The organism is Flavobacteriales bacterium (assembly GCA_013001705.1).
In the GTDB taxonomy this organism is placed as follows: domain Bacteria; phylum Bacteroidota; class Bacteroidia; order Flavobacteriales_D; family JABDKJ01; genus JABDLZ01.
In genome coordinates, this window is sequence record JABDLZ010000066.1 from 1 (window position 1) to 3,801 (window position 3,801).

Consider the following 3,801-nt stretch of genomic DNA (forward strand, 5'->3'; position numbering starts at 1 on the left):
CATCCCTCCCCTCATCACTCCGGTACCGGATAGCGATCCGGATGACGGCTGCACGGCCGAACGCTGGCTCTACGAGGGAGGGACCAATGGAAGCTCGGTAGAACTTTACAAGGTCTTCGATGGTGCACATACCTGGCCGGGGACAGATATCATTATCGGAACTACCAATCAGGATTTCAATGCCTCTGCGGTCATCTGGGAGTTCTTCTCGCAGTATGATATCAATGGACTCACCATCGTAGATGATGTCGAGGAACAGGCCAAGGAGACCCTCAGACTATGGCCCAATCCTGCACAGGATAGACTCTATATCGACCACTTGGAACGCTCCCGAGGCTTCCGCATAGTGGATGGGCGTGGCCGAACGGTAATGCAGTCCGAGCTCTCGGCACATCCTACCGTGATCGATATCGCGGAGCTGCGAGAAGGGAATTATCTCTTGATCTTGGACGATGGTCGTTCGACTCCCTTTCTAGTGGATTGACGGGTAGACTGCCCATGTAGTTCCGGTTGAGGAATTACGTCCACGTTTTTCCACAATTCGCTGGCAAACCTATGATCTACAGGGAAGTACAGCCCTTTGTACTTCTCAACATATTGTGCTTTTTACCATAAGCATCCCTAGAAATTCGAGGATTCCAGTGTGAAAAGGCAGAAGCAAGCTGAAAGTGAAAATCGACCCTCGACTCCCTTGTGGAAAAAACCACGTTCTGTTCATCACTGTGAGAACTGGGGAACAGACTCAGGCACGGAATCTGCCGCTTTCTCAGCAGACCACAATTCGATAGATATGGAAAAGTCACTTATCACCGAGATCAACGAGCGTCACTTCTTCAGCCGAGTGACCCAGAGTATTCGAGAAGAAGTTCCCTGTTCCGAATTCCTGGATCTATACAATGGCACCTTGTGCTTGGCCATACACACCTTTGACGGCTGGAAGGCCGACCAGGGATTCTCCCTGTACAGGATCATACGCTCATGGCAGGATAATCATCCCGAGTTGCGAGATGCATGGAATTTCCATGTGCTTATCTACAAGCTCATACCGGGAAGTCGATCCCAGCTGATCAAGCGCGTAGAAGGACCGATCATACGGGAGAACTGAGGCCGAAATAGAGATTTCTCACACGGGCACGGTTATTGGTCTATCTTTGTAGCACCTTATCAGCCGACAGCTCTGTCTAGGCATCACTACCCCACCATACGTAGTTTTCTCCTTCACGAATGTTCTGCTCATCAGGAGATACACCAACGAGATGTATCGCAGCCGATGATCCCGAATTCACATGTGCATCATCGCGCTCAATTTTAAGAGAAAAGCAGGATTCCGCACGCACATGTCGGAATCGACATCTAAGACGCCAGGCAAAGAATAGCCTGGATCACACTATTTTATGAGAAATTCAAATACCCGCCAGGGCGGCAATTCGTCCTATCGCGGAAAAAAGAGGAGACCCTCAGGGAACGCTCCACGTAATAATTCACGCAATAATTCACGCAGACAGGGAAGGAAACTCGTATCGAGTATCGACCCTAGCACACTGGTCCAAAAGGCCATTTCTAAAGAAGAACAGGTGTATGAAGCCACACGCACCATCGAAGAACTCCCTATCGACAAGCGATTGAGGAGCTGTTTGGCAAGCAAAGGCTTCAAGACCCCTACTGAGATCCAAGACCGCAGTCTGGACCCCCTACTCCAAGGACGCGATATCCTAGGTATCGCGCAGACCGGCACCGGAAAGACAGGAGCATTCCTGATCCCGATGATCGACTTCTTACTGAAGAAGAACAGAAAAGAACATGCACTGATCGTAGTTCCTACGAGAGAACTCGCACTTCAAGTAGAGCAGGAATTCAAGAGCATGACCAAAGGCCTCGGCCTGCATAGCTGTTGCTTCATCGGTGGGACCAATATCAATAAGGACCTTCAGAAGCTTCAAAGACCATCGCACATCTATATCGGCACACCGGGCAGATTGCTCGACCTGATCGATAGACGGGTGCTCGATCTACGCAATTTCAATACGCTGGTATTGGATGAGTTCGATCGCATGCTGGACATGGGATTTGCCCGTGATATGGACAAGATCATCGACATGATGCGCAATAGGAAGCAGACCATGCTCTTCTCGGCCACCATCGAGAAATCCCAACAGAGACGTATCGATGAGATACTGCACAAGCCTGTATCCGTCAAGGTAAGCTCGGGTCTGGTAAGCAGCGACCATATCGATCAGGACGTCATCCGTTTGAAAGACGGAGAGGACAAGTTCAAACACCTCTGCGAGCTATTGGAAAAGGATGAGTTTGCCCGTGTACTCGTATTCGATGAAACGAAGCACCGGGTGAAACGTCTTTGCAGGAATCTGAACAAGCAAGGCATAAAGTCTGAGGATATCCATGGGAACAAGAGTCAGAATGCCCGTCAGGTCGCTCTGAATGCCTTCAAGAAAGGTAAAGTAGACGTACTGGTGGCCACTGATGTGGCGGCCCGAGGTATCGATGTGGATGATGTGACGCACGTCATCAACTATCAGCTCCCTATGACCTACGACAGTTACATACACCGTATCGGTCGTACCGGTCGCGCAGGAAAGGGCGGTAGAGCCTTGACCTATGTGAACTGAGTCAGCTCGTTCTAACACATTACAAAGACCCCGACCATCATGGCCGGGGTCTTTTTTTAATTGGCTATCCAGATCATACTCTAATATTTCTCAAAGCGGAGTACCTGCTCCATCTCACCGGCCCATACACGGGCCATGTAGAGTCCCGTGGGCAGTGGACTCATATCCAATCGATACTCCAGTTGTTTATCCATAACGGCATTCTCCTGTAGGACGAGTCTACCGGTCATATCCAAGATCTCTATCCGATCCAAAGCGATGGACTGCACACTCTGTATGGTGAGGATATCCTGCACAGGATTGGGGAATGCCTTGAGCTCTAGCACTTCCTGTCCGGTGGACTTCACCTCGCCATTCTCGCTCAGATACTGCCCGGGAGGCGGGATATAGATTCCGGTACTCGGATCGAAAGCAGGTGTATTGAAGATCTTGATCTCCGACCATTCGCTTTCAGGACCTGATCCATAGTCACAGGCACAGCGTACGCGCCAGTTGTAGCGAGTACTGGGTTCTACCCGCTTGCTATTATTTACCCCATCGGCCCTGAACTTGATGGGCCATTTGAAGAGCTCCTTGTCTGGTTTAGTGACATCACTGATCATCACCGAATCGGCCCCGATGATGGGTGTATTGGTGGCCAGATCACGTATGGGCCAGAACTGTATATCGCAGCCCACCCCATCTTGAGGTTGGAAGCGAACTTCAGGTGATCCCTTGAACCATTTGACCTGAACACGGTCCACATCCCCATTGGGATAGGGCACCGGTTGGAAGGATTTGGTCAGATCCACCGGAGCAGGAAGTGGAGGAGCATCGTTGCCACAGGGGTTGACGTAGGAATTACGATACTCATATCTGACAGGAATCCGGTAGTCTAGAAGGTCACACTCATAGTTTCCAGGCATATACCTTCTGCCGCAGAACCAGAGACTATCCAACACATCCTCTCTGAAATATGAGAGAAAGAAGTCCTGATCCACTCCGAACTGGTCGGGACCCAGGAAAATGGATGGTGCATAGTAAAAGTCGATATGGTCGAATTCAGGCCACATAATGGCTACCGCACTATCTGGTTCATCATTGCTCACGATGCCATCTACATTGACATAGTTAGAGAGTTCTGGTGGCTCTACCTCCATTCGACATGGACTCGGAGGACTGATCTTCTGAATAT

At 50.1% G+C, this 3,801-nt stretch carries 4 protein-coding genes; 3 read left to right on the plus strand and 1 reads right to left on the minus strand.

Annotated features, from left to right (window positions below; genetic code table 11):
• The 3 genes from HKN79_02555 to HKN79_02565 form a co-directional block, all read left to right on the plus strand.
• Positions 1-484, plus strand: a 484-nt coding sequence (locus HKN79_02555; protein ID NNC82430.1) for a hypothetical protein, incomplete at its 5' end; no start/stop codon positions are given.
• A 306-nt stretch (positions 485-790) separates the two neighbouring features.
• Complete coding sequence (locus HKN79_02560) at positions 791-1,105, plus strand: hypothetical protein (protein NNC82431.1); 315 nt, start codon at positions 791-793, stop codon at positions 1,103-1,105.
• Between the two features lie 289 nt (positions 1,106-1,394).
• Entirely contained in the window at positions 1,395-2,627 is a 1,233-nt protein-coding gene (locus HKN79_02565; GenBank protein NNC82432.1) for a DEAD/DEAH box helicase, read from the plus strand.
• A gap of 80 nt (positions 2,628-2,707) precedes the next feature.
• Here the strand turns inward: HKN79_02565 and HKN79_02570 are convergent, their stop codons facing one another.
• Positions 2,708-3,766, minus strand: coding sequence for a T9SS type A sorting domain-containing protein (locus tag HKN79_02570; protein ID NNC82433.1), 1,059 nt, complete (start codon positions 3,764-3,766; stop codon positions 2,708-2,710).
• Positions 3,767-3,801: the final 35 nt, after the last annotated feature.